Genomic DNA, 25,911 nt, shown 5'->3' with positions numbered 1-25,911 from the left:
CGTGACTTCTTTAACTCACCTTGCCTTGCACGTACCCGACCTAGATGCCTGCATCGCGTTCTATGAAGCCTTCTGCGGCATGAGGGTTATTTGTGAGCGTCCCGGCAAAGGTTCACGCATCGTGTGGATGGCCGAACCGGGCAAGGAACATCAGTTCATCTTCGTCATCATGCCCGGCGGTCAGTCTCGCCACCTTGCACCGGATGACTACAGCCACTTCGGCTTTGCCGTGGACAGTCGGGAACGGGTCGATGCCCTCGCCCAACAGGCACAGCTTGCCGGCTGCCTCATCTGGCCTCCAAAGCAGGGAGACCTTTACACTGGATATTATTGCGGGTTACGCGACCCCGCCGGCAACTATGTCGAGTTCAGCTATGGCCAGCCGCTCGGGCCTGGCTCCGAGCACTTGCCAATCCCCTGAAATGCAAAAGCCACCGGCAGGTGGCTTGTGCTGGCATGGCGCCTGGAATCAGTAGGCCCGGCCGGTCTTGTACAGATGTTCGAAGCAGAAGTTGGTCGCGTCGATGTAGCCTTCCGCGCCACCGCAGTCGAAACGCTTGCCCTTGAACTTGTAGGCGATCACGCAGCCATCCTGAGCCTGTTTCATCAGCGCATCGGTGATCTGGATCTCACCACCCTTGCCCGGCTCGGTCTTCTCGATCAGTTCGAAAATGTCCGGGGTAAGGATGTAACGGCCGATGATCGCCAGATTGGACGGTGCGTCTTCCGGCTTCGGCTTCTCGACCATGGTGTTCACCCGGTAGATGTCATCGCGGATCATCTCGCCGGAAATCACGCCATATTTCGAAGTTTCTTCCGGCGGCACTTCCTGGATCGCCACGATGGAGCAGCGGAACTGGTTGTACAACTTGACCATCTGCTGCAGAACGCCATCGCCTTCGAGGTTCAAACACAGGTCGTCAGCCAGGACCACGGCGAACGGCTCGTCACCAATCAGCGGGCGGCCGCTGAGAATGGCGTGGCCGAGGCCCTTCATTTCGACCTGGCGGGTGTAGGCGAAGCTGCACTCATCGATCAGGCGACGGATGCCGACCAGGTATTTTTCCTTGTCGGTGCCCTGGATCTGATGTTCCAGCTCGTAGCTGATGTCGAAGTGGTCCTCCAGGGCTCTCTTGCCGCGCCCGGTGACCATGGCAATTTCGGTCAGTCCTGCTTCCAGAGCCTCCTCAACGCCGTACTGGATCAGTGGCTTGTTGACCACTGGCAGCATTTCCTTGGGCATGGCCTTGGTTGCGGGGAGAAAGCGGGTGCCATAGCCGGCAGCCGGGAAGAGACATTTCTTGATCATGGGAGTCCTGGATACAACTATGAATAAACTGTCGCGCAGTCTAATCAGGCGGCGCGAGCCTTACAATGGCGCGGATAAGGACACTATCGAGGCCAGGTAAATAAGATTATGTCGGGTACAAAAAACCCGGCATCGGCCGGGTTTTTTGTGAGGCTACAGGGGCAATTACTTGGCCTGAGCTTCTACTTCAGCTTCTACGCGACGGTTAACAGCGCGGCCAGCTTCGCTAGCGTTGTCTGCAACCGGGCGGGACTCGCCGTAACCGACCGAGTTAACGCGCTCGGCGCCAACGCTGTACTGGTTAACCAGTACATCACGAACGGCGTTGGCACGACGCTCGGACAGCTTCTGGTTGTAGGCGTCGGTACCCACGGAGTCGGTGTGACCTTCCACGGTGGTAGCGGTTTGCGGGTATTGGTTCATGAAGTCAGCCAGGTTCTTGATGTCACCGTAGCTTTCTTCTTTGACCTGGGCCTTGTCGAAGTCGAACTTCACGTCCAGCTCAACACGAACCACTTCGGCAACAGCCGGGCAGCCATCGGCGTCAACGGTAGTGTTGGCCGGGGTGTCCGGGCACTTGTCGACGTTGTCGCAAACGCCGTCGTTGTCGCTGTCGCTGCACACGTCAGCAACTGGCTCAACGGCCGGAGCCGGCTTGGAGCCGCCACCGAAGTTCAGGCCGATACCAACGCTCGGGGCCCACTCGGTGTCACCTTGGTCGATGTTGTACTGAGCTTCAACACCAGCGCGGGCGTAGAAGTTCTCGGTGAAGTACATCTTGGCACCGCCGCCCAGGTTGGCGAAGGTGGAGCCGTTACGGCCGCTGTTGCCGTTCTGGCCGATGCTCTGGTCAGAGAAACCAGCCGATACGTACGGGCGCAGGGTGTCGCCCGGAGCATTGAAGTGGTACAGGGCATCCAGAGCGGTGTTGGAGCCTTTGATGTTACGGCCGTCGTCGCTACGGGCGTTGTGTACTTCGTCGTAGCCCAGACGCAGTTCCACGTCGTCGGTCAGGAAGTAGCCAACGGAGGCACCGAACAGGTTGCCGTTGTTGTCAAAGTCGCGGGCGCTATCAAAGAACTCTTTTTTGGCGAAGCCTTCGATTTCAACAGCGCCTTGGCCTTGAGCCAGTGCATTCAGCGAAGTAGCAGCGATCAGAGAACCAATGACTGCGCTCAAGGTGTTTTTCAGTTTCATCCGTAAATCCCCATCATGGAATAGCAGTGAGTTGCCCCAACGGTCATGCGGAGCAACTTGGTGGCGGAGTCTAGCAGAATGACCGGGAGCGTGTTTAAGATAATTTGCCGCAGATTAAGTTTCGCCAAGCCCGGAATATTTTTCACGCAGGCGATCAAGCGCCCGCTTGTAGCGCATTTTGGTGGCGCTGAGGCCCATGTGCATGATGTCGGCAATTTCCTGGAATTCCAGTTCGGCGACAAAGCGCAAAACCAGGATCTCTCGGTCTATGGGGTTGACATGCACCAGCCAGCGATCCAGACCACCACGCTCTTCGGCCTTGGGGGTCTTTTCTTCAGAGGCTTCTTCCAGCGGATCGAGACTCAGGGCATCAAGTAAACGGCGTTTGCGGCGCTCTTTGCGGTATTGGGTAATGCATTCGTTATACGTGATGCTATATAGCCATGTTTTGAACTTGGACTTGCCTTCGAAGTTCTTCAGGCCATACAAAACCTTGAGCATGACTTCCTGGCAAACATCATCCGCATCACGTTCATTACCCAAATAGCGGGCACACACATTGAACAAGGTGCGCTGGTAGCGCCGCATGAGTTCTTCGTATGCGCGAGTAACGTGAAACAGTTCGACATGCGCCCGCTGCACCAACTCCTCATCTGAGAGTTCGCGCGGGTCGTAACGCATTGAAAGCGATTGGCCTGTATTCAAAACGGGTCGTGCCGACAAAGAGGTCAGATGGCAGCCAGTGCCCAGAGAATGGGCACTGGCGGCATACATTAGCAGGGATTGATTGTCAGCGACTGCTGACGTGCTGCTCGAGCAAGGTGCGGTTAGCCAGCGAGACCAGCTCCCCATCCTCGGTCAGGAGTACGGTTTTTACCGTACCAATCTCCTCGATCTGCCCTTCGACCTCACCCACCTTCACTTGTTGCCCGACTTCATACAGTTCGCGCACATAGATGCCGGCGAGGATCTGCCCGGCGATATCGCGACTGCCCAACCCCAATGCCAAGGCGATAGCCAGACCAATGGAGATCAGCACGATGGCGATCACGTTGTTCAGCAGTTCGGTTTTCACTTCCAACTGACCGATGGCTACCGAGATGCTGATGATAATTACCAGCCCCTGGGCAACACGACCGAGGCCGGCTGCATAGTCCAGACCAACACCTTCCGCGGCTCCACGGACAATGCCGCTGAGCAGCTGAGCCAACAGTACACCGGCCAGCATGATCGCTGCGGCGCCGAGCACTTTCGGCAGGTACAGCGCGAGTACGTCGAGGGTGGCGGATACGCGATCCAGGCCCAGGGACTCGGCGGCGGAAACCAGGAAGATCAACAGGATGAACCAGTAGACGATCTTGCCGATCAAGGTGGAAACCGGCACCTGAATGCCCACGCGGGAGAGCATTTTGGTCAGCCCGGTCCCCGACATCAGGCGATCCAGGCCAACCTTGGCCAGGAGCTTGGAGAGCAAGGTATCGAGCAGCTTCGCCACCACGAAACCGAGCAGCACCACCACCAACGCACCGAACAGGCGCGGGATGAAGCCGGCGATAGGAGCCCACACCGAGCTCATGGCATTAACGAGACTTTGAGTCCAGGGGTCGAATTCCATATTCAATCAGCCTTGTCTGCGGAGCGCGGGGATGAGGTGCGAGAAACTGGGGATATATGGGCAGAGCCGTTGTTCAGCGCAATCATCAGGGCCTCGATACAGTGCCCCATGAGACTGAACAGATCGCCCACGCCAACCTGGCGGTTGGCAGTTTTCAGGACGCGACCGAGTGTGGCGTCGTCGTCATGTGTGGTCGTGTGCGACTTAAGCAAGTCGCGCAAGGATTCTTCGAACGGATCGTGCATGCGCACCTCGCGTGGATATGTTGCCTAGACGTGCCCCTGTCCTGCGGGGTCACATCTACAGCCAGCGTAACCGGCGAAACAGCCACCATTGAAACGTGACAATCGCGCCAATTAGCACGCAGGCAATCAGGAAACCATAGGTACTGTCCGCACCAGGGATGCCGCCGACATTGATACCGAGCAGACCGGTAATACAGCTGATCGGCAGAAAGAAACCGGTAATGATGCCGAGCCAGTACATGGTGCGCCCCATGTGCTCGCTCATGCGCCGGTGTTCGGATTCCATCACCAGCCCTACCCGCTCACGGACCAGCTCCAGCTCTTCCAGATAGCGAGTCAGACGATTGTGCAGCTCGTTCCAGTAGCTGGTATCGCTGGCAGCGAACCAGCTGAAACCATTGCGCAGCAACTGCGCATAGATATCGCGCTGCGGTGCGAGAAAGCGCCGTAACCCGGCGGCTCGCCGGCGAATCTGCAGCATCAGGCTGTGATCCGGCAAATAACGTTCGTTGCTGTCCAGGCGCTCCTCCTGTTCGTCCAGCTGCTCGGACAGTTCGCTGACCAGGGTGTCGACACGATCCGTGAGATTTTCGGCGAGGAACAGGATCAGCTCGGCCGGGCTTTTCGGGCCCTGACCTTTCTGCAGTTTGGCGATCAGCTCTTCGGTGGCGCGCAGCGGTCGCAGGCGCAGGGAAATCACTCGCTGCGCATTGGCGAAAATACGCACGGAGACCATGTCTTCCGGCTCAGCCCCGGGGTTCAGGTTGACCCCGCGCAGGAATAGCAGCAACTCATCGGCAGGTAGTGCCAGCACCCGTGGCCGGGTGTTTTCTTCCAGCAGCAGGTTGCAACTGAACTCATCGAGCCCACTCTGGCTACGCAGCCAGGCTTGTGCCTGCGGGTGACTGCGATCCCAGTGCAGCCACAGGCTTTCCTCAGCCCGGAGCTGCAAGCCATCCAACTCTGCACGGGCAATGCCGCGCGCGCCGCCCCGTCCATCGAGGACGAAGGCATGCACCAGGCCCCACTGCAGGTTGTCCGGCTCAATCATCCGTAATCACTCTGTCTGGTCGCGAGCAAGCCCGGAGCAGGCCCTCTTATTCAGGCATCTTCAGGGCTTGCGGGGAAACGATGATGCCGTTGTTGTCGGCATACACGAACTCGCCCGGGCGGAAAGTCACGCCGCCGAAGGTGACGACTACATTGAGATCACCGATGCCGCGCTTGTCGGTCTTCATCGGGTGGCTGGCCAGGGCCTGCACACCGAGATCGGTTTGCGCCAGGACATCGACGTCGCGCACGCAACCGTAGATGACCATACCTTCCCAGCCGTTTTTTGCGGCTTTCTCGGCGATCATGTCACCCAGCAGGGCGCGGCGCAGCGAGCCGCCGCCATCGACGACGAGGACTTTGCCCGTGCCTGGCAGGTCGGCCTGGGATTTGACCAGGGAGTTGTCTTCGAAGCATTTCACCGTGACGATCTCGCCACCGAAGGAATCGCGCCCGCCGAAGTTGGCGAACATCGGCTCAACCACTTGCACCAGTTCCGGGTAGGCGTCGCACAGGTCTGGAGTGATGTATTGCATGGGAAAGCTCCTTTCAGTGAAGAACAGCGTCAGAGATCGATGCCTATGCGGTCACCCACATAGGCCAGTTTCAGTTGAGTCAGGCCAGCGCAGGTGGCGTTCAACGGCTGCCCGCTGAGCAGGTCGAACTCGACCCCGTGGCGCGCGCAGCGCAGCACCGTACCGACCAGCGTAGCGTTGTGCAAGGGTGCGCCCTGGTGTGGGCAGCGGTTCTCCAGCAGCACCGGCTGACGATCAATCACCAGCAACAGCAGGCTGCGCCCGGAGACCTGAAAGGTCTGCCGATAACCGTCATCAAGATTGATCAGGCGCTCAAGTGCTACAAACATGGCGGCACCACGCAGGGGATTGGCCGGCATTGCCTTTGGCTGCCATCTTAGCCGCAAGCTTGAGCGCTTGGCACCTCAGTCGTGGGTCAACTCGGCCGGCAATTGCCCTTCGCGCAGCCAGTGTTCAACCAACGGCCAGACTTCCTGCTGCGCCGCCTTGCTGACCAGCATTTCCACGTGACCGTAGTCGCTGTTGAAGCCCTTTTTTTTGGCCAGTTCGAGGAACGCTCGGGGCGCCGCGACGAATTGCTCATAGAGTTTGCGGCAAGCCCAGGTCGGGTCCTGCATATCACCGGCGGCGCTCACCGCCAGCAGCGGCATGCGCACCTCGGCCATGCCGGCCCACCAGTCACGCTGCCTATCGCCAAAGCGACCGAACAGCCGGTGCCAGCGCAGGCTCTCGCGCACCAGACCAATCGGCTCGTCTTCCGGGCCGCGCTTCAGGCGCGCGCCGGAGACATGCCGGAAGCCCTTGAGCAGCAGGCGACTGCCCCACTCCACCGGCGGCACCTTGAGCGGCCAGTAGATGCGACTGATCTGGCTGCCGAACAGCGCTGCGGAAGCGGCATCTTCCTCGCCCAGATAATGCCCGCCCAATGCCGCTGCCAGGGTAATGCCGCCCAGCGAGTGACCAACCCAGTGTGGCGCCTGGCCATTCTGCTCACGAACAAAGGCGGCAATGGCCGGCAGGTCGTAGCGGGCATAGTCGGCCACGGTGTTGCGGCTGTAAGCCTGGTTACGCGGTGACAGGCCGTGGCCACGCATTTCCGCGATCCACACATCGAAACCGGCACGCGCCAGATAAGGGCCCAGGCCAATGCATTTGGGCGAATACCAGAAACGTCGATTGGAGAAGCTACCGTGCAGCAGGATCACCGGCACACCGCGATTTTCCTGATTGGCACGACCGAGCCGGGTCAGCGCCAGTTCGACGGAATAGTCGGGGCTGTTACCCGGCTTGAGACGGTAGACATCCTCGCTCAGATCGCCGCGTAATTCGGCGCTGATCAAGGCGACGGGGAATAACTCGCTACTGCTTTGCATAGTCTTTCTTGCACAAAAAAGTTGCCGGGAGCCATTGGTGGCGTTGCCCACAGGGCCGCCCCGGAAAGTGTCCGCCACGGATGACGGGACACAAAAAAGGGCGGAATTGCTGCCGCCCTTCAATGCTGATGGCGTGGACTCAGGCTGGCTGGGTTTCCGCGAGGAAGAACCAGGTATCCAGCACCGAGTCAGGGTTCAGCGACACACTCTCGATGCCCTGCTCCATCAGCCACTTGGCCAGATCCGGATGATCTGAAGGACCCTGCCCGCAGATGCCGATGTACTTGCCAGCTTTGTTACAGGCCTGGATGGCGTTGCTCAGCAGCTTCTTAACCGCCGGATTACGCTCGTCAAACAGGTGCGCGACGATGCCGGAGTCGCGATCCAGGCCCAGGGTCAGCTGGGTCAGGTCGTTGGAGCCGATGGAGAAGCCGTCGAAGAATTCGAGGAACTCCTCGGCCAGGATGGCGTTGGACGGCAGCTCGCACATCATGATGACCTTCAGGCCATTCTGCCCACGGGCCAGGCCATTGGCGGCCAGCAGATCAACAACCTGGCTGGCTTCGCCGAGGGTACGCACGAACGGCACCATGATCTCGACGTTGGTCAGGCCCATCTCGTTGCGCACTTTCTTCAGCGCGCGGCATTCTAGCTCGAAGCAGTCGCGGAACGACTCGCTGATGTAGCGCGAGGCACCGCGGAAGCCGAGCATCGGGTTCTCTTCTTCCGGCTCGTAGAGCTTGCCGCCGATCAGGTTGGCGTATTCGTTGGACTTGAAGTCCGACAGGCGCACGATGACCTTCTTCGGCCAGAACGCTGCGGCCAGGGTGCTGATGCCCTCGACTAGTTTCTCGACGTAGAAGCCGACCGGGTCGTTGTAGCCGGCGATGCGCTTCTCGACGCTGTCCTTGATCTCCGCCGGCAGGCTGGCGAAGTTCAGCAGGGCTTTCGGGTGCACGCCGATCATGCGGTTGATGATGAATTCCAGGCGGGCCAGGCCCACCCCTTCGTTCGGCAGTTGGGCGAAGTCGAAAGCGCGGTCCGGGTTGCCGACGTTCATCATGATCTTGAACGGCAGATCCGGCATGGCATCCACGGAGTTCTTGCGGATATCGAAGCCCAGCTCGCCTTCGAAGATGAAACCGGTATCGCCTTCGGCGCAGGATACGGTCACGCCCATGCCGTCTTTCAGCACCTGGGTGGCGTTGCCGCAGCCGACTACAGCCGGAATGCCCAGTTCACGGGCAATGATCGCCGCGTGGCAGGTACGCCCGCCGCGGTTGGTGACGATGGCGCTGGCGCGCTTCATCACCGGCTCCCAGTCCGGGTCGGTCATGTCGGAAACCAGGACGTCGCCCGGCTGCACCTTGTCCATCTCGGAAACGTCGTGGATTACCTTGACCTTGCCGGCGCCGATGCGCTGGCCGATGGCGCGGCCTTCGACCAGGACAGTACCCTTCTCTTTCAGCAGGTAGCGCTCCATGACGTTAGCGCTGCTGCGGCTCTTCACGGTTTCTGGACGGGCCTGGACGATATACAGCTGCTGGTCGTCGCCGTCTTTGGCCCATTCGATGTCCATCGGCCGGCCGTAGTGTTTCTCGATGATCAGCGCCTGTTTGGCCAGCTCGGTGACTTCGGCATCGCTGAGGGCGAAACGGGCGCGTTCGGCACGGTCGACTTCGACGGTTTTCACCGACTTGCCGGCCTTGGCTTCTTCGCCATAGACCATCTTGATCGCCTTGCTGCCCAGGTTGCGGCGCAGGATGGCTGGGCGACCGGCCTCCAGGGTCGGCTTGTGCACGTAGAACTCGTCAGGGTTCACCGCGCCCTGCACCACGGTCTCGCCGAGGCCGTAGGCACCGGTGATGAACACCACGTCGCGGAAGCCGGATTCGGTGTCCAGAGTGAACATCACGCCGGCAGTACCGGTTTCCGAACGCACCATGCGCTGTACGCCAGCAGACAGGGCGACCAGTTTGTGGTCGAAGCCCTGATGCACGCGGTAGGCGATAGCACGGTCGTTGAATAGGGAGGCGAACACTTCCTTGGCGGCGCGGATCACGTTATCCACGCCACGGATGTTGAGGAAGGTTTCCTGTTGGCCGGCGAAAGAAGCGTCCGGCAGGTCTTCGGCGGTTGCCGAGGAGCGCACGGCAACCGCCATATTGGCGTTGTCGCCGGCCATCGCGGCGAAGGCGGTGCGGATTTCGCTGTCGAGGCGCTCGGGGAACGGAGCGTCCATGACCCACTGGCGAATCTGCGCGCCAGTCTTGGCCAGGGCATTGACATCGTCCACGTCCAGCGCATCGAGGGAGGCATGAATACGATCGTTCAGGCCACTTTGATCGAGGAAGTCACGGTAGGCCTGGGCTGTGGTGGCAAAACCGCCAGGAACCGAGACACCAGCACCGGCCAGGTTGCTGATCATTTCGCCCAGGGATGCGTTTTTGCCCCCTACGTGCTCCACATCGTGGACGCCGAGCTTATCGAGGGAAACTACGTACTCAACCAAGGTGAACTCTCCACTGTGTTCGGCCCAGCCGTGCAGCCATGCTGCGTCCTGGCTTTGCCTCAAGGAAATAAGTCACAATGCCGGCCAGTACGGGCCCGACAAAGGGGGCCTATGATAGCCAAGAATCGCTCCTGACTTAAGGCCTTTGGCGCAAATGAAACGAACCGCTTTCTTTATCTCCGACGGCACCGGCATCACTGCCGAAACCCTGGGCCAGAGCTTGCTGGCGCAGTTCGAAACCATCAACTTCACCAAGCTCACACGCCCGTACATCGACAGCGCGGACAAGGCGCGAGCGATGGTACAGCAAATCAATAATGCTGCCGAGAAAGACGGTGCTCGGCCGATCATCTTCGACACGGTAGTTAACCAGGATATTCGCGACATTCTGGCCCAGTCCAACGGCTTCATGATCGACATTTTCTCCACCTTCCTCTGCCCGCTCGAGCAGGAGCTGACTTCACACTCCTCCTACTCGGTTGGCAAGTCGCACTCCATCGCCAGCAGCAGCAACTACATGGAGCGCATCGAGGCGGTCAACTTCGCCCTCGACAACGACGACGGCGCGCGCACGCATTACTACGACAAGGCCGATCTGATCCTGGTCGGCGTCTCCCGCTGTGGCAAGACCCCGACCTGCCTGTACATGGCCATGCAATTTGGCATCCGCGCCGCCAATTACCCGCTGACCGAAGAAGACATGGAGCGCCTGCAACTGCCGGCCGCCCTCAAGTCCTACAAGCACAAGCTGTTCGGCCTGACCATCGACCCGGACCGGCTCACCGCCATTCGCCACGAGCGCAAGCCCAATAGCCGCTACGCCAGCTTTGCCCAGTGCGAGTTCGAAGTCCGCGAGGTGGAAAACCTGTTCCGCCGCGAGAACATCCCCTACATCAACTCCACGCATTTCTCGGTGGAGGAAATCTCCGCCAAGATCCTGGTGGAAAAGGGTGTCGAGCGACGCCTCAAGTAACGCTGGCGTTACAGCTCAGCCAAAGCCCGGCCCTGTGCCGGGCTTTTTCATGCCTCAGAACGTGTCGCCTGGAACCCGCACCCAGCCTTCCATCAGGATGCGCGCGCTGCGGCTCATGATGGCCTTCTTTACGACCCACTCACCGTCGACCTGACTGGCTTCGGCACCGACCCGCAAGGTGCCGGACGGGTGACCGAAGCGCACCGCCTCGCGCTCGCCGCCACCGGCCGCCAGATTGACCAAGGTGCCGGGAACCGCCGCTGCCGTACCGATGGCCACCGCGCAGGTACCCATCATCGCGTGGTGCAGCTTGCCCATGGACAGCGCACGCACCAGCAAATCGACCTCGCCGGCCTCGACCGTCTTGCCGCTCGAAGCCTTGTAGCTCTTGGGTTTGCTGACGAAGGCGATCTTCGGCGTGTGCTGACGAGTCGCAGCCTCCTCCGCCGTCTTGATCAGGCCCATGCGCAGGGCGCCCGCCACGCGAATCTGCTCGAAGCGCGCGAGCTGCTGCGGATCGCCGTTGATGTCTTCGCGCAGTTCGGTGCCCTGGTAGCCGATGTCCTCGGCATTGACGAACACCGTGGGAATACCGGCGCTGATCATGGTGGCCTTGAAGCTACCCACACCCGGCACGTCCAGGTCATCGACCAGATTGCCGGTGGGGAACATCGAACCGCCCTCCTCGCCATCGTCGGACGGGTCGAGGAACTCCAGCACGATCTCCGCGGCCGGGAAGGTTACCCCGTCCAACTCGAAGTCGCCGGTCTCCTGCACCTGGCCATTGCTGACCGGCACATGGGCGATGATGGTTTTCTGGATATTGGCCTGCCAGATACGTACCACGCAGGTGCCGTTGTCCGGGATACGCGCCGCATCGACCAGCCCGGCCTGCAGGGCGAAAGACCCAGCGGCGGTGGACAGGTTGCCGCAGTTGCCGCTCCAGTCGACGAAGGCCTTGTCGATGGAAACCTGGCCGTAGAGGTAGTCGACGTCGTGATCGGGCTGAGTGCTTTGCGACAGAATTACGCACTTGCTGGTCGAAGAGGTCGCGCCGCCCATGCCGTCTATGTGCGCGGAGTACGGGTCTGGGCTGCCGATCACCCGCATGAACAGTTTGTCGCGCGCGGCGCCAGGCATCTGGCAGCTCTGCGGCAGGTCCTGCAGGCGAAAGAACACGCCCTTGCTGGTGCCGCCACGCATATAGGTAGCGGGGATCTTGATCTGGGGTTGCTGAGCCATGCTTCAATCCTGGCTTGGTGAAGGTAGCCCGGATGCAATCCGGGATGGGGTGCTGCTCGCCATACCCGGATTGCATCCGGGCTACAGGCTGACGACCCTCCCCCGTGAGAGAGGGTGTCAGCGCCGGCATCAGCCCTTGGACGACTCGAGGAAGTCCTGGGCAAAGCGCTGCAGCACGCCGCCAGCGTTGTAGACGTTGACTTCGGCAGCGGTGTCCAGACGGCAGATCACCGGCACTTTGACCACGTCGCCATTGCGACGATTGACCACCAGGGTCAGCTCGCAGCGCGGCGACAGCTCGCCCTGGATGTCATAGGTTTCAGTACCGTCGAGGCCGAGGGTCAGGCGGGTGGTGCCCGGCTTGAACTCGACCGGCAGCACGCCCATGCCGACCAGGTTGGTGCGGTGGATGCGCTCGAAGCCTTCGGCGACGATCACTTCCACACCAGCCAGGCGTACGCCCTTGGCCGCCCAGTCACGCGACGAGCCCTGACCGTAGTCAGCACCGGCAACGATGATCAGGTTCTGCTTGCGGTTCATGTAGGTTTCGATCGCTTCCCACATGCGCATGACCTTGCCTTCCGGCTCGACGCGGGCCAGCGAACCCTTCTTCACTACGCCGTCAACCACGGCCATTTCATTGACCAGTTCTTTGTTGGCGAAAGTAGCGCGCTGCGCCGTCAGGTGGTCGCCGCGGTGGGTAGCGTAAGAGTTGAAGTCCTCCTCCGGCAGGCCCATCTTGTGCAGGTACTCACCGGCTGCCGAGTTCATCTGGATCGCGTTAGACGGCGACAGGTGGTCGGTGGTGATGTTGTCCGGCAGGATCGCCAGCGGCAGCATGCCCTTGAGCGTGCGCTCACCGGCCAGCGCGCCTTCCCAGTACGGCGGACGGCGGATGTAGGTGGACATCGGGTGCCAGTCGTACAGCGGGCTTTCGGCTTCCTCGATGGTGCCCAGATCGAACATCGGGATGTAGATCTGCTTGAATTGCTCCGGCTTCACGCTGGCAGCGACAATCGCGTCGATCTCCTCGTCGCTCGGCCACAGGTCTTTCAGGGTAATCGGGTTGCCCGCTTTATCGGTACCCAGCACGTCCTGCTCGATGTCAAAGCGCACGGTACCGGCGATGGCGTAGGCCACGACCAACGGCGGCGAAGCGAGGAAGGCCTGCTTGGCGTAGGGGTGGATACGGCCGTCGAAGTTGCGGTTACCGGACAGTACCGCGGTGGCGTACAGGTCGCGGTCGATGATTTCCTGCTGGATTACCGGGTCCAGCGCACCGGACATGCCGTTACAGGTGGTGCAGGCATAGCCGACAATGCCGAAGCCGAGCTTTTCCAGCTCCGACAGCAGACAGGCATCTTCCAGGTACAGCTTGGCGACTTTCGAACCAGGAGCGAAGGAAGTTTTGACCCACGGTTTGCGCAGCAGACCCAGCTCGTTGGCCTTCTTCGCCAGCAGACCGGCGGCCACCACGTTGCGTGGGTTGGACGTGTTGGTGCAGCTGGTGATGGCGGCGATGATCACCGCGCCATCTGGCAGCAGACCTTCGGCTTCCTCGACCTTGGACGCCGCCAGCATGGCGTCGCCAGCAATGCCGCGCTCTTGCAGTGCCGAAGTCGGCAGGCGCTTGTGCGGGTTGGACGGGCCAGCCATGTTGCGTACCACGGTGGACAGGTCGAAGCTCAGCACCCGCTCGTATTCGGCAGTGACCAGCGCATCGGCCCACAGACCAGTGGTCTTGGCGTAGTTCTCTACCAGCTCGATCTGCTCCGGCTCACGACCGGTGAGCTTGAGGTAATCAATGGTTTGCTGGTCGATGTAGAACATCGAAGCGGTGGCGCCGTACTCCGGGCACATGTTGGAAATGGTCGCGCGGTCGCCGATCGACAGGCTATCCGCACCCGGGCCGAAGAACTCGACCCAGGCACCGACCACACGCTCCTTGCGCAAGAACTCGGTGATCGCCAGGACGATGTCGGTGGCGGTAATGCCAGGCTGGCGCTTGCCAGTGAGCTGCACGCCGACGATGTCGGGCAGGCGCATCATCGACGGCAGGCCGAGCATCACGGTTTCGGCTTCCAGACCGCCGACGCCAATGGCGATCACGCCCAGGGCATCGACGTGCGGGGTGTGCGAGTCGGTACCCACGCAGGTGTCCGGGAAGGCCACGCCGCCGCGCGCCTGGATCACCGGGCTCATTTTCTCCAGGTTGATCTGGTGCATGATGCCGTTACCGGCAGGGATCACGTCGACGTTCTTGAACGCGGTCTTGGTCCACTCGATAAAGTGGAAACGGTCCTCGTTGCGACGGTCTTCGATGGCGCGGTTCTTGGCGAAGGCATCCGGGTCGAAGCCCGGAGCTTCCACGGCCAGGGAGTGGTCGACGATCAGCTGGGTCGGCACTACCGGGTTGACCTTGGACGGGTCCCCACCCTTCTCGGCGATAGCATCACGCAAGCCGGCCAGGTCGACCAGGGCGGTCTGACCGAGGATGTCGTGGCAGACCACGCGAGCCGGGTACCAGGGGAAATCCAGGTCCTGCTTGCGCTCGATCAGCTGCTTGAGCGAATCGGTCAGCGCCTCGGGCTCACAGCGGCGCACCAGTTGCTCGGCCAGCACGCGTGATACGTAAGGCAGCTTGGCATAGGCACCAGGGGCGATGGCATCGATCGCCTCGCGCGTGTCGAAGTAGTCCAGCGCGGTGCCGGGCAGGTGCTTGCGGTACTGAGTGTTCAGCTGGCTGTTCATGATTATTTGCGATCCTTGAGCGGCACGAACTTGAGGTCCTCAGGACCTGTGTAGTTGGCACTCGGGCGGATGATCTTGCCGTCGATGCGCTGCTCAATCACATGGGACGACCAGCCCGAGGTACGGGCGATGACGAACAGCGGGGTAAACATGGCGGTCGGCACGCCCATCATGTGGTAGCTCACAGCGCTGAACCAATCCAGGTTGGGGAACATCTTCTTGATTTCCCACATGGTCGATTCCAGACGCTCGGCGATGTCATACATCTTGGTGTTCGACTGCTCGGCGGAGAGTTCGCGCGCCACGTCCTTGATCACCTTGTTGCGCGGATCACTCACGGTGTAGACCGGGTGACCGAAGCCGATCACCACTTCCTTCTTCTCGACGCGGGCACGGATATCGGCCTCGGCCTCGTCCGGATTGTCGTAGCGCTTCTGGATCTCGAAGGCCACTTCGTTGGCGCCGCCGTGTTTCGGGCCGCGCAACGCGCCGATAGCGCCAGCAATGCAGGAGTACATGTCGGAGCCGGTGCCGGCGATAACGCGCGAAGTGAAGGTGGATGCGTTGAATTCGTGCTCGGCGTACAGATTCAGCGAGGTGTGCATGGCGCGCACCCAGGACTCGCGCGGCTTCTCGCCATGCAGCAGATGGAGGAAGTGACCACCGATGGAGTCGTCATCGGTTTCCACGTCGATGCGCTTGCCGTTGTGGCTGAAGTGGTACCAGTACAGCAGCGCGGAACCCAGCGAGGCCATCAGCTTGTCGGCGATATCGCGGGCGCCCGGGTGATTGTGGTCGTCCTTCTCCGGCGACACGCAGCCGAGCACGGACACGGCGGTGCGCATCACGTCCATCGGGTGGGCAGACGGCGGCAGTTGTTCGAGGGAGGTCTTGAGCGCCGCCGGGATGCCACGCAGGGCCTTGAGCTTGGTCTTGTACGCGGCCAGCTCGGCGACATTGGGCAGCTTGCCGTGGACCAGCAGGTGAGCGATTTCCTCGAACTCACAGCGGTTGGCGAAGTCGAGCACGTCATAGCCGCGGTAGTGCAGGTCGTTACCGGTACGGCCGACGGTGCACAGGGCCGTGTTGCCGGCAGTGGTGCCGCTCAGGGCTACGGATTTCTTCGGCTTGAAGCCGGTGGTGGTTTCGGGAGTGGCGCTCATAACGAATAGGTCCTCATCTAATCCGGTTGTTTCTTGTTGTGCGCCGGCCTGCCCGCTCTGGGCGGGCGGCCAGCGTACCGGTTACTTCTTGGCGGCAAACAGGGCGTCAAGGTGCTGCTCGAAGGCGTGGTAATTGATGCGCTCGTACAGTTCCATGCGCGTTTGCATGGTGTCGATCACGTTGGCCTGGGTGCCGTCGCGGCGCAGCGCGGTGTAGACGTTCTCGGCCGCCTTGTTCATGGCGCGGAAGGCCGACAGCGGGTACAGCACCAGGGACACGTCGACGCTGGCCAACTCTTCGGTGGTGTACAGCGGCGTGGCGCCGAATTCGGTGATGTTGGCCAGGATCGGCGCCTTGATACGGTCGGCGAAGGTCTTGTACATCGCCAGTTCGGTGATGGCTTCCGGGAAGATCATGTCGGCGCCGGCTTCGATGCAGGCGGCGGCGCGGTCGAGGGCCGAGTTGAGGCCTTCGACGGCCAGGGCATCGGTACGCGCCATGATCACGAAGCTGTCGTCGGTACGGGCGTCGACGGCGGCCTTGATGCGGTCGACCATCTCCTGCTGGGTCACGATCTCTTTATTGGGGCGGTGGCCGCAGCGCTTGGCACCGACCTGGTCTTCGATGTGGATGGCGGCGGCGCCGAACTTGATCATCGACTTGACCGTACGCGCCACGTTGAACGCCGAGCTGCCAAAGCCGGTGTCGACATCCACCAAGAGCGGCAGGTCGCACACATCGGTGATACGGCGCACATCGGTGAGTACGTCATCCAGGCCGGTGATGCCCAGGTCCGGCAAGCCGAGCGAGCCTGCCGCCACGCCACCACCGGACAGGTAGATGGCCTTGAAACCGGCGCGTTTGGCCAGCAGGGCATGGTTGGCGTTGATCGCGCCGACTACTTGCAGGGGATGTTCGCTGGCGACGGCGTCGCGGAAGCGCTGACCGGGAGTGCTCGAACTCATGATTCACCTCGTGCGGTTGAAGGAGCGGCGCCCTGCCCCGCTTGCGCGGTGTAGTGGCGTTCGATATTGCGTTTGGAGGCGGCGATATGGCGGCGCATCAGTAGCTCGGCCAACTCGCCATCGCGCTCGGAGATCGCGTCCAGAATGCGATGGTGCTCGTTGAAGGCATGCCTTGGGCGGTTCGGCGTAGCGGAAAACTGCAGGCGGTACATGCGCACCAGTTGATAGAGCTCGCCGCAGAGCATCTGGGTCAGGGTCTTGTTGCCGCTGCCCTGGATGATCCGGTAGTGGAAGTCGAAGTCGCCTTCCTGCTGGTAGTAGCCAACACCGGCCTTGAAGGCCGCATCCTGTTCATGCAGGTCGAGTACCCGGCGCAGCTCATCGATCTCGCCCTGGGTCATGCGCTCGGCGGCCAGGCGACAGGCCATGCCTTCGAGGGATTCGCGGATTTCATACAGCTCGATCAACTCGGCGTGGCTGAGCGAGACCACCCGCGCGCCCACATGGGGGACGCGAACCAACAGGCGCTGACCTTCCAGGCGGTGGATCGCCTCGCGCAGCGGGCCGCGACTGATACCGTAAATACGCGCCAACTCTGGCTCGGAGATCTTGCTGCCGGGCGCGATCTCTCCCTTGACAATAGCCGCCTGGATACGCCGGAAGACATGCTCGGAAAGCGTGCCGGAGTCGTCGACAGAGGCAGTGGTAATGTCGGAAGTGCCCAGCATTATTGTTGACACCTTTAATTTATGATGCGGAAAAACTACGATCCAGGTGGCCTCCTGTCAAATAAAAAAACAACATTGTCGACAATATCTCGACGAGTGACGTGCGCATAATCCGTGCACTTCACCTCTAGAAACGCGTGTAAGCGTCTGTCGCAGCTGAAAAAGCCCATGCTAGAATGCGCCGCCAGCGCCGTCCCTATGCCTGTAGCGCCTGCTAGACTGCAGGGGCCGGCCGCCCCACTCCCTTGCCGATCACCCGATCCGACGAAACAAACATCACAGGACTTATGAGACTCGAGCCCTTAGCCTTCTTCCTTTGCTGCACGATGTTCTCCGGCCTGAGTCTCGCGGCGGAAAAGGCTGTCTATGGTCTGAATGAATACATCCAGCTCTCCGATCTTGAGATGGAAGTCGCCGCCAAACTGGATACCGGCGCCAAGACAGCTTCACTGAGTGCGCGCGACATCAAACGCTTCAAACGTGACGGCGAGACCTGGGTGCGCTTCTACTTGGCGATCGATGATGCGCACGAACACCCCATCGAACGCCCCCTGGCGCGGATCAGCAAGATCAAGCGACGTGCCGGCGACTATGATCCAGAAGAAGGCAAGACCTACACTGCACGTCCCGTCATCGAACTGAACGTATGTATGGGTAAAACCCAACGCACCATTGAAGTGAACCTGACCGACCGTAGCGCCTTCCAGTATCCCTTGCTGATTGGCTCAGAAGCGCTCAAGCGCCTGGATGCCATGGTCGATCCAAGTCTTAAATATGCCGCCGGCAAGCCCGGCTGCCTCCTTACTACCGCTGCCGAGTAATTGCTCATGCGATCCTTGACCCTGCATCTGAAAGTCCTCATCACCCTTCTGGTGACGGTGGGCATTCTGGTTACGGCCTACCAGATCTTCATTCTCGGCATCCCGGTGACCGAGGACGAGACCGATGACCTGTGGAACATCGACGCCAAAGTCGAATTCCAGGCCAGCGGCCGCGAGCCGGTGAAGGTGCAGATGTTTGTACCGCCGCTCAACCAGGACTATGTCAGCCTCAATGAGAGCTTCATCTCGAACAACTACGGGGTGAGCATCAAGCGCGCTGATGGCAACCGCAAGGTGACCTGGTCGGCACGGCGCGCCAGCGGCAATCAGACCCTGTATTACCGCCTGGTGCTGACCAAGCGCTACAGCGGCGAGCAGCCTAAGGCCACGGGGCCGATCTACCGTGACAGCATTGCGGTCGAAGGCGCCGAGAAGATCGCTGCCGAGGCCCTGCTGGCGCCGATCCGCCAGCACTCGGCCGACGTCGAGACCTTCATCAGCGAGACCATCAAGCGGGTCAACAATAGCGCTGACGACAACGTCAAACTGTTGCTCGGCGGCGATGCCTCGACCCCGAACAAGGCCAAAGTCATCGAGCTGCTGCTGTCCATCGCCCATGTCCCCATGGAGCGTGTGCACACCATTCGCCTGGCGGCCGACATTCAGCAGACTCCCGAGCTGTGGCTGCGTAGCTTCAACGGCGAGAACTGGCTGTATTTCAACCCGGACAGTGGCGAGCAAGGTCTGCCGCAAGATCGCCTGGTCTGGTGGACCGGCGACGACCAGCTGGTTGGCATCGAGGGCGGCAAGAAGGCCCTGGTCAGCTTCACCCTGAACAACAGCGAGATGAACGCCATTCGCCTGGCCAAGCTGACGGACGAGAACACCGACGTCGACTTCCTCGAATACTCCTTGTACGGCCTGCCGCTGCAGACCCAGCAGACCTATCAGATCATGATCATGATCCCGATCGGCGTGCTGGTGATCCTGATCCTGCGCAACCTGGGCGGCCTGCAGACCCTGGGTACTTTTACTCCGGTACTGATCGCCTTGGCCTTCCGCGAAACCCAGCTGGGTTTCGGCATCATGCTGTTCACCGTCATCACCGCCCTCGGCCTGTCGCTGCGCTCCTACCTTGAGCACTTGAAGCTGCAGATGCTGCCGCGTCTGTCGGTGGTACTGACCTTCGTCGTGGTACTGATCGCCGTGATCAGCCTGTTCAGCCACAAGCTGGGCCTGGAACGCGGCCTGTCGGTAGCGCTGTTCCCGATGGTGATCCTGACCATGACCATCGAACGCCTGTCGATCACCTGGGAAGAACGCGGCGCCTCGCATGCCTTCAAGGTCGCGGTTGGCACCCTGTTCGCCGCTACCTTGGCACACCTGCTGATGACCGTGCCGGAGCTGACCTACTTCATCTTCACCTTCCCGGCTGTGCTGTTGATCATGGTGGGCTTCATGCTGGCGATGGGTCGCTACCGCGGCTACCGCCTGACCGAGCTGTTCCGTTTCAAAGCCTTCCTGAAGGATTGAGCCCATGTTCGGTCTGATCAAGAGATGGAAAGCCCTGGAAGCCAAAGGCATCATGGGCATCAATCGACGCAATGCGGACTACGTGCTGAAGTACAACCAACGGCACCTGTACCCCATCGTCGATGACAAGATCATCACCAAGGAGCGTGCGATCCAGGCCGGCATCCATGTGCCGGAGCTGTACGGGATCATCTCCACCGAGAAGGAGATCGAGAAGTTCGACGAGATCATCGCCGGACGCAGCGATTTCGTGATCAAGCCGGCGCAAGGCGCCGGTGGTGACGGCATCCTGGTCATCGCCGACAAGTTCGAGGGCCGCTACAAGACGGTTTCCGGCAAGATCGTCAGCCAGGAGGACATCGAGCACCAGTTATCGAGCATCCTTACCGGCCTGTACTCCCTGGGTGGTCACCGCGACCGCGCGCTGATCGAGTACCGGGTCACCCCGGACCCGATCTTCAAGAGCATCAGCTACGAAGGCGTGCCGGACATCCGCATCATCGTGCTGATGGGCTACCCGGTAATGGCCATGCTGCGCCTGCCGACGCGCCAGTCCAACGGCAAGGCCAACCTGCACCAGGGCGCCATCGGCGTGGGTGTGGATCTGGCGACCGGCCTGACCCTGCGCGGCACCTGGCTGAACAACAAGATCACCAAGCACCCGGACACCACCAACGCGGTGGACGGCGTGCAGCTGCCCAACTGGGACGGTTTCATGAAGCTGGCGGCCGGTTGCTACGAGTTGTGCGGCCTTGGCTACATCGGTGTGGACATGGTGCTGGACGAAGAGAAAGGCCCGTTGATCCTCGAGCTCAACGCCCGCCCCGGCTTGAACATCCAGATCGCTAACGACTGCGGCCTGACCCATCGAGCCCATGCGGTGGAAGCACGGATTGCCGAACTGGCGAAGAACGATGTGAAGGAAAGCGCGGAAGATCGCGTGCGCTTCTCCCAGCAGCTGTTTGGTCATGTCAAACCGGCAGAGATCTGATTCAGCTCCATCCAGAAAAGCCCGGCTCCGGCCGGGCTTTTTCATTGCTGCGCCCTAGGCCCTCAAGGCGGGCACAGACTACAATCGGCCTTCGCGTTCGCCTGACCAATTCGCATGCACAGCTGCCTCGTTCACGCCCTGCCCTACCTGGCCGATCCGGCCGATTACTTTGCCTTGGTGCGCCAGGCTCCCGGCGCCGTGCTGCTGGATGCCGGCCGGCCGCAGGCCGAACGCGGACGTTTCGACCTTCTCAGCGCCTGGCCACTGCAGACGTTCGTACCCAACCCCAATGAACCGGCTGCGGCGTTCTTTCAGCACCTGCGCAAGAGTCTCGATCAGTTGGGGCGCGCCGAGGCACCGGCAAATATCGAACTGCCTTTCACAGGCGGCCTGATCGGCTATCTGGCCTATGATTTCGGCCGCCGCATCGAGCAATTGCCAGAACAGGCCAGAGATGACCTGCTGCTGCCGGATGCGCGCTTTGGCCTGTATGGCTGGGCGCTGATCAGCGACCACCAGAAGCGTACCAGCCAGCTGGTGTTCCACCCGCAACTGGAGGCCGCCGAGCGTACACGACTGATCGCGCTGTTCAGTCAGCTAGCGCCTGTCGCAGCCGCCAGCTTCAAGCTGCTGGAGGCCTTTCGAGGCGACCTTGATGCCGAGCAGTACCGTCAGGCGATCGAGCGCATCCAGGCCTATATCCAGGCCGGCGACTGCTACCAGGTGAACTTCGCCCAACGCTTCCAGGCGCCTTGTGCAGGCGATCCGTGGACCGCCTACCAGGCTCTGCGTACCGCCTGCCCCACTCCGTTCGCAGGATTCCAGAGCCTGCCCGATGGCGGCGCCATTCTCAGCCTTTCGCCGGAGCGTTACCTGCAGGTCAGTCAGGGTCGGGTGGAAACCCGGCCGATCAAGGGCACCCGTCCACGCGGTGCTACGCCAGCCGCCGATGCTGCCGAAGCGCAGCTGCTGCTGGATAGCCTAAAAGATCGCGCCGAAAACCTGATGATCGTCGATCTGCTGCGCAACGACCTCGGCCGCAGCTGCCGCATCGGCTCAGTGCGCGTACCCGAGCTGTTCGCCCTGGAGAGTTACCCCAACGTGCATCACCTGGTCAGCGCGGTTACCGGTGAGCTGGCTGCGGGCAAGGACGCACTGGATCTGATTGCCGGCAGCTTCCCCGGTGGCTCGATCACCGGCGCGCCGAAGATTCGCGCCATGCAGATCATTGACGAACTGGAGCCGACCCGCCGCACCCTGTACTGCGGCTCCCTGCTCTATCTGGATGTACGCGGCGAGCTGGACAGCTCCATCGCCATTCGCAGCCTGCTGGTCAAGGACGGTCAGATCAGCTGCTGGGGCGGCGGTGGCATAGTCGCCGACTCGCAGTGGCAGGCCGAGTACCAGGAGTCGATCACCAAGGTGAAAGTGCTGCTACAGACCCTCGAGCAACTCTCCGGCCTTTAGCCCGCCACTGAAACGACAAGGCCCGCAATTAGCGGGCCTTGTCGTTTTTTTGCGCAAGAGCCTTACAGGCTCAGATCACGCTCAGACGCCTTGAGGAACTCGCGCTTGAGGTCGTCATAGGTGTGCACCGCCGGGAACTGCGGGAACTCGCGGATCACGTTGTCCGGGGCATGGAACAGGATGCCGGCATGGGCTTCGCTGAGCATGGTGGTGTCGTTGTACGAGTCGCCGGCGGCGATCACGCGGTAGTACAGGCTCTTGAAGGCGATGACCGACTGGCGCTTGGGATCTTTCTGGCGCAGTTGGTAACCCACTACGCGATCGGTTTCGTCGGTGATCAGCTTGTGGCACAGCAGCGCCGGGAAGCCCAGCTGGCGCATCAGCGGCTGGGAGAACTCGTAGAAGGTGTCCGAGAGGATCACCACCTGGAAGCGCTCGCGCAGCCAGTCGACGAACTCCACGGCGCCTTCCAGCGGCTTGAGGGTGGCGATCACTTCCTGGATATCGGCGAGCTTAAGCCCATGCTCGTCGAGGATGCGCAGGCGCTGCTTCATCAGCACGTCGTAGTCAGGAATATCCCGGGTGGTCGCCTTGAGGGCGTCAATGCCGGTTTTTTCGGCGAAAGCGATCCAGATTTCCGGGACCAGAACGCCTTCGAGGTCGAGACAGGCAATTTCCACGGGACACTCCTAGCTAGCAATTTGACAGAAGGCGGCACTCTAGCGATTCACCCGTTGCGACGCAACGCAGCACTTATATCCATAGTGGTTAGTCATGCTTGAATATGGTTATTTAGACGCATATGCCCTTTTTGCTAACATCCTCGGCACAGAGCGTTCAGCGCCACCTAAACCAGGAAACCAGCCCGATGAGCCAAGCCTTCAACGTTGCCGAACTGGCAACGGCCTATGCCAACAAATCGCCCCAGGACATTCTCAAACTGGCCTTCGAGCACTTCGGTGACGAGCTGTGGATCTCCTTCAGCGGTGCCGAGGACGTGGTGCTGGTCGACATGGCCTGGAAGCTCAACAAAAAGGTCAAGGTATTCAGTCTGGATACCGGCCGCCTGCACCCGGAAACCTACCGTTTTATCGAGCATGTACGCGAGCACTATGGCATCGCCATCGAAGTACTGAGCCCGGATGCCACCCGCCTCGAAGCCCTGGTGCGCGAGAAAGGCCTGTTCAGCTTCTACAAGGACGGTCATGGCGAATGCTGTGGCATCCGCAAGATCGAACCGCTCAAGCGCAAGCTGGCCGGCGTCAAGGCTTGGGCCACCGGCCAGCGCCGCGACCAGAGCCCCGGCACCCGCAGCCAGGTCGCCGCAATGGAACTGGATGGCGCCTTTTCCACGGCCGACAAACCGCTGTACAAGTTCAACCCGCTGGCGCAGATGAGCAGCGAGGAAGTCTGGGCCTATATCCGCATGCTCGAGCTGCCCTACAACAGCCTGCACGAGCGCGGCTATACCAGCATCGGCTGCGAGCCCTGCACCCGCCCAGTCCTGCCCAACCAGCACGAGCGCGAAGGCCGCTGGTGGTGGGAAGAGGAAACCCAGAAGGAATGCGGCCTGCATGCCGGCAATGTGATTGCCAGAGCCTGAATGAAAAAGCCCGGCGAATGCCGGGCTTTTTCTATCTGGACGACACTCAGTAGGTTGGCAGCTCGACCCCGTCGAACAACTCGTCCAGCTCGGCTTTGGTATGACATTGCACAGCCTTGGCCATCACTTCGCGGGTCAGGTGCGGGGCGAACTTCTCGATGAAGTCACACATGAAACCACGCAAGAAGGTGCCGCGACGGAAGCCAATCTTGGTCACGCTGGATTCGAACAGATCGCTGGCGTCCAGCACCACCAGATCACTGTCGAGCTTGGCATCGACCGCCATGCGCGCCACGATGCCCACGCCCAACCCCAGACGCACGTAGGTCTTGATCACGTCAGCGTCGGCCGCGGTGAATACCACCTTGGGCGTCAGGCCACGGTGGCTGAACGCTTCATCCAGCTTGGAGCGACCAGTGAAGCCGAATACATAGGTGACGATCGGGTACTCGGCCAAAGATTCCAGTGACAGCTTCGGCAGCTTGGTCAGCGGGTGGCCCTGAGGCACGACCACGCAGCGGTTCCAGCGGTAGCACGGCATCATCACCAGGTCGCCGAACAGCTCCAGCGCCTCGGTAGCGATGGCAAAATCGACGGTGCCATCGGCGGCCATTTCGGCAATCTGCATCGGCGTACCCTGATGCATGTGCAGGGCGACTTCCGGGTACTGCTTGATGAAGCTGCTGATCACCGGCGGCAGTGCATAGCGCGCCTGGGTGTGCGTGGTAGCGATGGACAGGGTGCCCTTCTTCTCGTTGGAGAACTCCTGAGCGATCTGCTTGATGCTCTCGACCTTGCGCAGGATCTCCCCTGCGGTGGTGATGATCCGCTCGCCAGCTGGAGTTACCCGGGTCAGGTGCTTGCCACTGCGGGCGAAGACCTCCACCCCCAGCTCGTCTTCCAATAGGCGGATCTGCTTGCTGATACCGGGTTGCGAGGTATAGAGGCTCTGCGCAGTAGCGGAGACGTTGAGGTCGTGGTGCGCCACTTCCCAGATGTAGCGCAATTGCTGGAGCTTCATAAATATCCCTCTAAAGCAGATAGACGCTGCTCGAATGTGCCAGCTGCGTTATATAACCATATTAATGGTTCAAGGAATAAAACTAGACGATTTTCTGAGTTATGCATGCCGTTCGTCTAACGAATGCGCATAACCCGCCTCAACCACGATGCTGCAGCATCGGCACCAGGTAGACAGGTATCTCGGAGAGCTGCAGGACACGGGCCGCTGTGCGCCCCAACGGGGTCTCCTGAGTCGCGCCATGGCTGTGACTGCCTACGACCAGCAGATCGACGGCGAGTTTCCGCGCCTCCTCCAGAATCACCTGTGAAGAGTCGCCTTGAGCCACCCGCACATTACGGATCAACTCGATGTCATGCTGCGCATCGCCCAACTCATCGCGAAACCCCTCTAGCACCCGCTGCTCGATACTCGCCATGACATTGCCCAGCCCTTTACTGCGCAGTTCCTGCAAAGTCTTCTCATCCAGGTAGGTTTGCAGCACGGACTCGGCGAACAGCCCCATGGGCTCGACCGCATGCACCACATAGAGTTCGGCCTTGAGGGCGCGGGACAGATTCAGCGCATGCTGCAGCACATAAGGAGCGTACAGGCCGAGATCGGTGGCATATAGGATGGATCTGATCATGCGGCCTCCCCACTTCCTGCTGCGGCCCTGTTTTGAGCTTAGCAGCGTGTCGCCGCGCGCAAGGCTGCAGACCAGGGAGCAGACGGGCGGCCCTCAGAACCTGTTCACGATCTCTTGTCCGTCGGCCATGCCGCGTTAAAAACAGGCTCGGAATGCTCCGCTTCCTCGCCGTTTTGACCAGCCGGAG

Annotated in this window: 25 protein-coding genes; 7 read left to right on the top strand and 18 right to left on the bottom strand. The window is 60.9% G+C overall.

Annotated elements, in window-relative coordinates:
• Position 1 precedes the first annotated feature (1 nt).
• Positions 2-421, top strand: coding sequence for a VOC family protein (locus tag HNE05_RS09990; protein ID WP_173206390.1), 420 nt, complete (start codon positions 2-4; stop codon positions 419-421).
• A gap of 48 nt (positions 422-469) precedes the next feature.
• Here HNE05_RS09990 and galU read toward each other — a convergent pair whose 3' ends face one another.
• The 10 genes from galU to ppsA form a co-directional block, all read right to left on the bottom strand.
• A complete protein-coding gene (gene galU, locus HNE05_RS09985; RefSeq protein WP_173206387.1) occupies positions 470-1,309 on the bottom strand; it encodes a UTP--glucose-1-phosphate uridylyltransferase GalU in 840 nt (279 codons plus the stop codon).
• A gap of 165 nt (positions 1,310-1,474) precedes the next feature.
• Positions 1,475-2,506, bottom strand: a complete 1,032-nt coding sequence (locus HNE05_RS09980) for an OmpA family protein (protein WP_173206384.1) — start codon at positions 2,504-2,506, stop codon at positions 1,475-1,477.
• A gap of 114 nt (positions 2,507-2,620) precedes the next feature.
• Entirely contained in the window at positions 2,621-3,211 is a 591-nt protein-coding gene (gene sigX, locus HNE05_RS09975; RefSeq protein WP_173211650.1) for an RNA polymerase sigma factor SigX, read from the bottom strand.
• An 85-nt stretch (positions 3,212-3,296) separates the two neighbouring features.
• Positions 3,297-4,121 (bottom strand): mechanosensitive ion channel family protein, encoded by an 825-nt coding sequence (locus HNE05_RS09970; protein ID WP_173206381.1) that lies wholly within the window; start codon positions 4,119-4,121, stop codon positions 3,297-3,299.
• Positions 4,122-4,123: 2 nt separating this feature from the next.
• The gene (locus HNE05_RS09965) at positions 4,124-4,366 is read right to left on the bottom strand and encodes a CrfX protein (protein ID WP_173206378.1); all 243 of its coding nucleotides are present in this window, start codon (positions 4,364-4,366) and stop codon (positions 4,124-4,126) included.
• Positions 4,367-4,421: 55 nt separating this feature from the next.
• Entirely contained in the window at positions 4,422-5,417 is a 996-nt protein-coding gene (locus HNE05_RS09960) for a zinc transporter ZntB (protein WP_173206375.1), read from the bottom strand.
• Between the two features lie 46 nt (positions 5,418-5,463).
• A complete protein-coding gene (gene rraA, locus HNE05_RS09955; RefSeq protein WP_173206372.1) occupies positions 5,464-5,952 on the bottom strand; it encodes a ribonuclease E activity regulator RraA in 489 nt (162 codons plus the stop codon).
• A 29-nt stretch (positions 5,953-5,981) separates the two neighbouring features.
• A complete protein-coding gene (locus HNE05_RS09950; RefSeq protein ID WP_173206369.1) occupies positions 5,982-6,281 on the bottom strand; it encodes a Rieske (2Fe-2S) protein in 300 nt (99 codons plus the stop codon).
• Positions 6,282-6,356: 75 nt separating this feature from the next.
• A complete protein-coding gene (locus HNE05_RS09945) occupies positions 6,357-7,325 on the bottom strand; it encodes an alpha/beta fold hydrolase (protein ID WP_173206366.1) in 969 nt (322 codons plus the stop codon).
• Positions 7,326-7,464: 139 nt separating this feature from the next.
• On the bottom strand, positions 7,465-9,837 hold the full coding sequence (gene ppsA / locus HNE05_RS09940; RefSeq protein WP_173206363.1) for a phosphoenolpyruvate synthase: 2,373 nt from the start codon (positions 9,835-9,837) through the stop codon (positions 7,465-7,467).
• A 154-nt stretch (positions 9,838-9,991) separates the two neighbouring features.
• On the opposite strand from ppsA, the gene ppsR reads away from it, so the two are divergent.
• Positions 9,992-10,810 carry a posphoenolpyruvate synthetase regulatory kinase/phosphorylase PpsR gene (gene ppsR, locus HNE05_RS09935; protein ID WP_173206360.1) on the top strand — a complete coding sequence of 273 codons (819 nt, stop codon included), beginning with the start codon at positions 9,992-9,994 and terminating at the stop codon, positions 10,808-10,810.
• A gap of 54 nt (positions 10,811-10,864) precedes the next feature.
• Here the strand turns inward: ppsR and prpF are convergent, their stop codons facing one another.
• The 5 genes from prpF to HNE05_RS09910 all read right to left on the bottom strand — a co-directional run bounded on the left by prpF (position 10,865) and on the right by HNE05_RS09910 (position 17,660).
• Positions 10,865-12,052 (bottom strand): 2-methylaconitate cis-trans isomerase PrpF, encoded by a 1,188-nt coding sequence (gene prpF / locus HNE05_RS09930; protein ID WP_173206357.1) that lies wholly within the window; start codon positions 12,050-12,052, stop codon positions 10,865-10,867.
• Between the two features lie 129 nt (positions 12,053-12,181).
• Positions 12,182-14,791, bottom strand: a complete 2,610-nt coding sequence (gene acnD, locus HNE05_RS09925) for a Fe/S-dependent 2-methylisocitrate dehydratase AcnD (protein ID WP_173211649.1) — start codon at positions 14,789-14,791, stop codon at positions 12,182-12,184.
• 14 nt (positions 14,792-14,805) lie between these two features.
• Positions 14,806-15,966 carry a bifunctional 2-methylcitrate synthase/citrate synthase gene (gene prpC / locus HNE05_RS09920; RefSeq protein WP_173206355.1) on the bottom strand — a complete coding sequence of 387 codons (1,161 nt, stop codon included), beginning with the start codon at positions 15,964-15,966 and terminating at the stop codon, positions 14,806-14,808.
• Positions 15,967-16,047: 81 nt separating this feature from the next.
• The gene (gene prpB, locus HNE05_RS09915; RefSeq protein ID WP_173206352.1) at positions 16,048-16,932 is read right to left on the bottom strand and encodes a methylisocitrate lyase; all 885 of its coding nucleotides are present in this window, start codon (positions 16,930-16,932) and stop codon (positions 16,048-16,050) included.
• The gene (locus HNE05_RS09910) at positions 16,929-17,660 is read right to left on the bottom strand and encodes a GntR family transcriptional regulator (protein ID WP_173206349.1); all 732 of its coding nucleotides are present in this window, start codon (positions 17,658-17,660) and stop codon (positions 16,929-16,931) included. Before HNE05_RS09910 ends, prpB begins: the two co-directional genes overlap by 4 nt.
• Positions 17,661-17,947: 287 nt before the next feature.
• On the opposite strand from HNE05_RS09910, the gene rloA reads away from it, so the two are divergent.
• The 4 genes from rloA (at position 17,948) to pabB (ending at position 22,472) form a co-directional block, all read left to right on the top strand.
• Positions 17,948-18,481 carry a retropepsin-like aspartic peptidase RloA gene (gene rloA, locus HNE05_RS09905; protein WP_173206346.1) on the top strand — a complete coding sequence of 178 codons (534 nt, stop codon included), beginning with the start codon at positions 17,948-17,950 and terminating at the stop codon, positions 18,479-18,481.
• Between the two features lie 6 nt (positions 18,482-18,487).
• On the top strand, positions 18,488-20,014 hold the full coding sequence (gene rloB, locus HNE05_RS09900) for an osmotic stress tolerance membrane protein RloB (RefSeq protein ID WP_173206343.1): 1,527 nt from the start codon (positions 18,488-18,490) through the stop codon (positions 20,012-20,014).
• Between the two features lie 4 nt (positions 20,015-20,018).
• On the top strand, positions 20,019-21,005 hold the full coding sequence (locus HNE05_RS09895; RefSeq protein WP_173206340.1) for an alpha-L-glutamate ligase-like protein: 987 nt from the start codon (positions 20,019-20,021) through the stop codon (positions 21,003-21,005).
• Between the two features lie 114 nt (positions 21,006-21,119).
• Positions 21,120-22,472, top strand: coding sequence for an aminodeoxychorismate synthase component I (gene pabB / locus HNE05_RS09890; RefSeq protein ID WP_173206337.1), 1,353 nt, complete (start codon positions 21,120-21,122; stop codon positions 22,470-22,472).
• A 62-nt stretch (positions 22,473-22,534) separates the two neighbouring features.
• Here the strand turns inward: pabB and thrH are convergent, their stop codons facing one another.
• A complete protein-coding gene (gene thrH / locus HNE05_RS09885) occupies positions 22,535-23,152 on the bottom strand; it encodes a bifunctional phosphoserine phosphatase/homoserine phosphotransferase ThrH (protein WP_173206334.1) in 618 nt (205 codons plus the stop codon).
• Positions 23,153-23,340: 188 nt separating this feature from the next.
• On the opposite strand from thrH, the gene HNE05_RS09880 reads away from it, so the two are divergent.
• On the top strand, positions 23,341-24,075 hold the full coding sequence (locus HNE05_RS09880; RefSeq protein WP_219637219.1) for a phosphoadenylyl-sulfate reductase: 735 nt from the start codon (positions 23,341-23,343) through the stop codon (positions 24,073-24,075).
• Between the two features lie 46 nt (positions 24,076-24,121).
• On the opposite strand, the gene cysB is transcribed toward HNE05_RS09880, so the two are convergent.
• A complete protein-coding gene (gene cysB / locus HNE05_RS09875; protein WP_173206328.1) occupies positions 24,122-25,096 on the bottom strand; it encodes an HTH-type transcriptional regulator CysB in 975 nt (324 codons plus the stop codon).
• A gap of 139 nt (positions 25,097-25,235) precedes the next feature.
• A complete protein-coding gene (locus tag HNE05_RS09870; protein ID WP_173206325.1) occupies positions 25,236-25,724 on the bottom strand; it encodes a universal stress protein in 489 nt (162 codons plus the stop codon).
• Positions 25,725-25,911 lie beyond the last annotated feature (187 nt).

The organism is Pseudomonas campi, from assembly GCF_013200955.2.
Taxonomy (GTDB): domain Bacteria; phylum Pseudomonadota; class Gammaproteobacteria; order Pseudomonadales; family Pseudomonadaceae; genus Aquipseudomonas; species Aquipseudomonas campi.
This window is presented reverse-complemented; position numbering and strand designations above follow the sequence as displayed.